The organism is Mycobacterium sp. (assembly GCF_052144515.1).
GTDB lineage: Bacteria > Actinomycetota > Actinomycetes > Mycobacteriales > Mycobacteriaceae > Mycobacterium.
On sequence record NZ_JBKQQD010000029.1, the window covers coordinates 1 to 5,382 of the forward strand.

General features: G+C 64.7%; 4 protein-coding genes. 2 read left to right on the forward strand and 2 right to left on the reverse strand.

Going from position 1 to position 5,382, the window contains the following annotated elements:
• The first annotated feature begins 174 nt into the window (after positions 1-174).
• Positions 175-417 (forward strand): hypothetical protein, encoded by a 243-nt coding sequence (locus ACLP9N_RS01360; RefSeq protein ID WP_442405711.1) that lies wholly within the window; start codon positions 175-177, stop codon positions 415-417.
• A gap of 42 nt (positions 418-459) precedes the next feature.
• The gene (locus tag ACLP9N_RS01365; protein ID WP_442405712.1) at positions 460-1,305 is read left to right on the forward strand and encodes a hypothetical protein; all 846 of its coding nucleotides are present in this window, start codon (positions 460-462) and stop codon (positions 1,303-1,305) included.
• A gap of 964 nt (positions 1,306-2,269) precedes the next feature.
• On the opposite strand, the gene ACLP9N_RS01370 is transcribed toward ACLP9N_RS01365, so the two are convergent.
• Both ACLP9N_RS01370 and glgX read right to left on the reverse strand, forming a co-directional pair.
• On the reverse strand, positions 2,270-3,304 hold the full coding sequence (locus ACLP9N_RS01370; RefSeq protein ID WP_442405713.1) for a DUF2235 domain-containing protein: 1,035 nt from the start codon (positions 3,302-3,304) through the stop codon (positions 2,270-2,272).
• A 54-nt stretch (positions 3,305-3,358) separates the two neighbouring features.
• Positions 3,359-5,382 (reverse strand): glycogen debranching protein GlgX (gene glgX, locus ACLP9N_RS01375; RefSeq protein ID WP_442405714.1); only part of this gene is annotated, 2,024 nt, incomplete at its 5' end.

Consider the following 5,382-nt stretch of genomic DNA (forward strand, 5'->3'; position numbering starts at 1 on the left):
GCTACTCTTCTTCACGGCGGTCCCCTTGCTGTTGGTGTTCTTTGGCGGAACGCCCGACACCTACCACACGGCAGGAATCAAGCGGGGGACCGCCACCTCAACTTCCACGAGACCCGGGACAACCTCAGTGCGCGAAGCGGCCCCGTTATCTGTGGCAAGCGAAGGAGGGTCCGGGTGTCGGGCACCATCCGTCATCTCCGGCCCGCCGCGGGCATCACCGTCCGCGCCGCCGACGACGCTTTCCTCGACCAGGTCCGCTCGCCGAACACCCGCCGCGCCTACGCCATCGCCGTGGTCAAGACCGCCGACCGGCTCGTGGCGCGCGACCCCGACACTGCTCTGCGCGATCTGGGCCGGGGCCGCCGCATGGCCGGCGTCGCCGACGACGAGATCGGCGACGCCCTCGAATTCCTGTGAGGCGAGGCGGCGGTCAACACCTGGAACGCGCGGCGCGCCGCCGTGCTGGCCTGGCTCACGTGGTGCCGCGAGCAGGGGCACACCGCGCCGACCGTCCCGGTCCGGATCAAACGCTCCACCCCGCCGGACTCCGACACCCCGGTCCGCAGCCGCATCGCGCTCGACCGGCTCATCGCCCGCCGCGACATCCACGTGCGGGAGAAGACGCTGTGGCGGATGCTCTACGAAACCTGCGCTCGCGCAGAGGAACTGCTGCAAGTCAACATCGAAGACCTGGACCTGGCTGCGCGCTGCTGCCCGGTGAAGTCCAAGGGCGCTAAACCCCGCACCCGACGTCGCGGCGCGACCCACGCCGAATACCAGCTCGACACCGTGTACTGGGACGCCGGCGCCGGCCGCCTGCTGCCCCGCCTGATCCGCGACCGCACCCGCGGACCGCTGTTCGTCGGACACCGCAAACCTGCCCCCGGCACGGCCGTCGGCGACCGCGACGTCTGCCCCGACACCGGGCCACGCGCGGCTGTCCTACGGACAGGCCCGCGCCCTGCTCGACGCCGCGACCGCCACCGCCGGACCCGGCACCGGCTGGGATCCGCACGAGCTGCGCCACTCCGGCCTCACGCACCTCGGCGAAGCGGGGCGTCGTTGCTTAGCTCATGGCCAAATCGCGCCACCGCAAACCCGAGAACCTGCGCCGATACTTCAAACCCTCACCCGCAGCCATACGGGGGATCACCAGCCTGCTTGGACCAGGAGCCGACTGGCGCTGACACCCAGTCGCTCATGTACCTGGTGACACGCTTCTTAACGACACCCCTACTCAGCGGACAGAGGTGTTCCCACATCCGCGATTCCCTCAGCTGCCGTCACGGCAACCGGTCATCGTGAAGTCGCACTAAGCTCATCGTGAACTCGACGGCATTGTGCGCCGCATATTTCGGCTGGCGGCATGTCATCGGCTAGGTGCTATTCAACCTGGAACCAAACCGCCGCCTCGTTTCCGCCAATGCAAGTGACTGAACCATCGGCTGCCCTCACACAGGCCATCGTGTAGGTCTGCCCCGTTTCGGGGCTGGTGGCCTCGATCAACGCCGAAGACCCTCCGGCCTGGGACATCCACTGTTCGTGGACATTCTGGGCGAACGGGCACGACGTATTGCTATTGACCCATACGCCACCACCACAGTCCGTTACAAATTGCCCGATGCCTGGACTACCCATTGCAACCTCCTTCTGGCACACGATTCCTCATGATGGTCCCCGGAGCCGTGCTGGCGGGCAAGGCTTCGGTCCGCTCAGTGGACCGGGATCGGCACAATTAGTGGCCGCACGCAAGCCCGAAAGGCTAAAAGCCCAACAAGGGCAAACAGATCAACCACTGGTTCGCCAACCATCCGCGGCTAGACCTACGAATCGTATTCACGACAATCCATGCGGCTCAGCGGGATTCACACCTCGAAGTCGAAAAATTGCGCACGGGCGGCCCTTTAGGTGGCGCACCAACAGAGGTGCCCCGCATTTGGCGGGGCGCGAAAGGGCTCGGCCTGCCTCCCTCCTTCTGGCCGACCCTTTCATCTCGATTTTTCCGTTCCAGTGCAACATTATTCGATCACCTCGAAGCCGCATCAATGCCGCCAATGACGAAACGTATTGCAGCCCTTGGCCGAAGCGCTTCACAAATCCAGACCGGAGCGGTGAAGTGGTGGGATACGGACTTTAGAGCAGGCCTTCGCGCATCGCGTCGACTCCCCTGGTCCCCGCCGCGAACAGATTGTTAAGCCTTTTCTCGAGTTCCAGATTCGTCATCACATGGCGACCGGTGTACTTTCACGCTGGTGGCGACAAGAGGCAGTCACGGGTTTCCGGGCGCATCGGTCAACCAGCCCGGATCTGCCCACGAGTCGCGCGGAAGGTATTGGCCATACCCCGGTTGCTTCGCCATTCGCTGGGCAACGCTGGCGTGTATGAGAGCGTTTCCAGGCACGGGCCGACGGCGGTAGGTCAACAAGATCCAGTACCAGGCCATTTGGTGAATAGTGGCCGTTGCGTTGTCGATGGTCAGCGCCGGCAACGGCAGGTCGCCGCCGAGCAGGAGCCCGGCCTGCTGCGCTCCTTCAACGATCCACTTCAGGGCGATGTCACCCAGGCATGGTTGGTCCAGGAACCCGCCGCCGATGTCGGAATGCACACCGGCGAACCACACCTCTTCGATCGCGGACTGCTTCGGGTCGATGAGATATTCGCGGAACGGGCGGCGTTTCTCGTCGATGGATACCGCGTGTCTCCCCGCCAGCACATTCGGCAGTTCCCGAGTGAACGGCCAATCCATGCTGCGCCGCAAAATGCCGGGCGCCTTAACCGTGTCCCACAGGCCCAGATAGGTCACCGGCACGCTGTGGTGACTGGCGACATTCTGCGACATGATCGAGGCGAACTGGCGGGCCTGGTGCCAATCCTGGTCGGCCCATCCGGGGTTGGTGCGCGCATAGTTGCTGACCGCGTACCGGATGAGGTTGTCGGCGCCGGGCCGCATCACACCGATCAGATGCAGCATTCCCGTCAGAGCCCGCGCGCAGTACGCCCCGCGGCTGAAGCCAAAGATAAACAGCCGATCGCCAGGGACCCAATGGTTGATCAAAAACTGGTATGCCTCCTGCAGCTCAGCGCGCATGCCCGCACCAAATGCGTCACCCATCAGACGCGAGATCCATTGGGCAAGTGGCGTCCATGCACCAGCGGCAGAAAACGTTCCGACCCCGGGGTTGTAGTACGTCAGCTGCCGGTCAGTGTCATGACATAACCGGCGGAACATCTGCACAACGTTCGTGTTGCCAGTGGCCCGGACCTCGTTTCCGGTGCCGTCGAAGCAAACCACGATGTTCTTCATCGTCCGCCTCGTATAGCCCCGTCATGGCAGGGTAATCGGCGGCCCAAAGGCATGTCAGTCTCTCCGGACAAGCGCGAGCAGGCTTCGGGCGCCCACGCTGCACTGTGTGCCAGCGGTCAGCGGCGGCGAGCCCGGCGCGGCCGAGCCGGTGGCCTGTGTGGTGTCAAGCACCGGCATCCATGTGGTGCCGAGGCTGGACGACGGCAGGGTGAAAACCTGCGAGTTCCAGGAAGCGTTGAACAAGATCAGAAAGGTATCGTCGGTGAGCGCCTTCCCGTCGGTGTCGGTGTCGGTGAGCGCTGCGCCGCTGAGCCACACGGCAAATGCCAGCGATCCCGAATTCCAGTGATCCGGTGTCATGCGTGTGCCATCTGTCCATAACCAGGCCACGTCCTCGCCGCTGCCGGGCCTGGGCTGCTGGCCGGTGAGAAAGCTGCGGCGCCGAAACACCGGGTGGGCTTTTCGTAGCTCGATCGCCTTCGTGGTGAAAGCCAAAAGGTCGCGGCGTTCCTGATCCAGGTTCCAGTCGTAGTAGCTGACGGCGTTGTCTTGGCAGTAGGTGTTGTTGTTGCCTTGCTGGGTGCGCCCGATCTCGTCCCCACCCAGAATCATTGGGACGCCTTGGGATATCAGCATGGTGGCCAGGAAGTTTCGCCGCTGCCGGGCGCGCAACGCCGCGATGCCCGCATCGGTGGTGGGTCCCTCTGTGCCGCAGTTCCAGGACCGGTTGTCGTCGCTGCCGTCGCTGTTGTTGTTTCCGTTGGCCTCGTTGTGCTTGGCGTTGTAGGACACCAGGTCGGTCAGCGTAAAGCCGTCGTGACAGGTGACGACGTTGACCGATGACTCCGGGGTCTGATCGGCGGCAGCGAACACGTCATGAGAACCGACCAGCCGGGTGGCCAGCTGCCCGATGCCGGCCTGGGCCCGCCAAAAGTCGCGCACATTGGCGCGATAGTGGTCGTTCCACTGCGCCCAGGGCGGCGGGAACTGGCCCAGCACGTAACCGCCGTTGGCGTCCCACGGTTCGCCGATCAGCTTGACCTGCGAGATCACCGGGTCCTGATAGACCAGGTCCAAAAACGCCGCGAACTTCTCCAGATTGCCCTCCTGGCGGGCCAGCACGGCGGCCAAGTCGAAACGGAACCCGTCCACGTGCATCTCGCTGGCCCAGTAGCGCAGGCTGGACAAGATCAGCCGCAGCACCTCGGGCTCGCCGGCATCCAGCGTGTTGCCGGTGCCGCTGTAGTCGTAGTAATTGCTCGGGTCAGCCGGGTTCAGCCAGTAATAGCTCGGGTTGTCCAGCCCACGGAACGCCACGCTCGGACCGTCGGGATTGCCTTCCGCCGTGTGGTTGTAAACCACGTCGAGGATCACCTCAATGCCGGCGCGGTGCAGCGCCTTGACCATCGATTTGAACTCGGTGACCTGCTGGCCCCGCGTGCCGGCCGAACAGTATGCGCCGTGCGGGGCGAAAAAGCCGATGCTCATGTAGCCCCAATAGTCGGTCAGCCCTAGGGGCACCGGCGTTGCGGCGGGCAGGAATTGGTGCACCGGCATCAACTCGACGGCGGTGATACCCAGCGAGGTGAGGTGCTTGATGATCGGGTCGCTGGCCAACCCAGCGTAGGTACCCTTCACCGAGTCGGGCACCTGGGGGTGTTGTTTGGTCAAGCCCCGTACATGGGTTTCGTAGATGACCGAGTCGGCCATCGCGATGCCCGGCGGTGTGTCGCCGCCCCACTCAAAGCTCGGATCGACCACCGCCGAGCGAGGGGTGTGCGGCGCCGAGTCGCGCGGGTCCGGGCCGGAGCGGTCACCGGGCAGGTGCGCGCACGCCGACGGGTCACCGTCATAGCCGCCGTCGATGGCCTTCGACCACGGGTCCAGCAGCAGCTTGGCCTCATTGGCCCACAACCCCGCACCCGGATTCCACGGCCCGTCGACCCGATAGCCGTAGCGCTGCCCGGCGCGGACGCCAGGAACATAGGCATGCCAGACGTCGCCGGTGCGCGCCGTCAGCGGCAGCACGGTCTCGGTGCCGTCATCGGCGAACAGGCACAAGCTCACAGCACCCTCAC